General features: G+C 25.1%; 2 protein-coding genes. Both read right to left on the reverse strand.

The annotated features are described in order from the left end of the window. Nucleotides 1–119 precede the first annotated feature (119 nt). Nucleotides 120–728 (reverse strand): NTP transferase domain-containing protein, encoded by a 609-nt coding sequence (locus BP769_RS07845; protein ID WP_413827354.1) that lies wholly within the window; start codon nucleotides 726–728, stop codon nucleotides 120–122. 62 nt (nucleotides 729–790) lie between these two features. Continuing rightward, on the reverse strand, nucleotides 791–970 hold a 180-nt coding region (locus BP769_RS07850), incomplete at its 5' end, for a DUF2114 family protein (protein WP_413862371.1).

The raw sequence follows: 970 nt of genomic DNA on the forward strand, positions 1-970 counted from the left end.
TTTTTTTTTAGATAAAATATTTTTTTTTAAAAAAGCCTGAATTAAAGTTTTTATATTATTAAATAAATCTATGTAGTTATAAAATATATAAACTTTTTGATAAGTCTTTTTTTATTATTTTATTTTAATAATTTAAGCCCTATCTGTATATTATTTAATGTATTCATGTTAAGTGCTAGTTCTATATGTGGTAAAATTAAATCTTCTTGTTCTTGAATGATATTTTCGCTCCGAACTATGTTTAATCCTGAAGGTACTAATCCTTTATATGCATACTTGTAATCTAGGTTGTAGGTATTGAAAATTTCTTCAGGAACAAAAACACTTAAAGCATCAGTTTGAATTTTTAGATATTCATTTAAAACTTTATTTAAAATATTATAATTTATAAAAGGAAGATCAGTATTGATAAATAGTACTGTATCCTTTTTTGAATGTTTCTCTAGTAATCCTAAAATGTAGTTGTAATCTTTAAGATATCCTTCACCTGGAGTATTTAGGATAAATTCATTATAAGAATCTAGTAAGTTTAGGTTGAAGTTTTTAAATCCTTTTTCTTTTAAATGTTTTAGTGTTTGGTTTGTATGTGGACTTAGTGCTATGATAATTTTATCAACTTTTGATTTTTGAAGGTTTTCTATTACGTGGTCTATTAGGGGTTTACCATTAAAATTGTATAATGGTTTTTCAACTTTATTATTTAAACGTGTCCCACGTCCACCAGCCATTAGTATACTAAAAATCATAAAAAAAGGAAAGAATAAAGTTTATAATTAATTTTTATGTTTAATTATGTTTTTTTGTTTTGAAGTTGCATACGTTTTTTAAGTATACAATGTTCTCCTTGGTTTCCACCTAATGGTGTTTTTGGAGTACCCATACTATTCATACAACGAGCCATAGTAGCTGCACCTAAACCTAATCCATCTTCAACAAATACTACTTGATCGAATTTTTCTTTAGTGTATTC

This window comes from Methanobrevibacter sp. UBA417 (assembly GCF_002508845.1).
Taxonomy (GTDB): Archaea; Methanobacteriota; Methanobacteria; order Methanobacteriales; family Methanobacteriaceae; genus Methanobrevibacter_A; species Methanobrevibacter_A acididurans.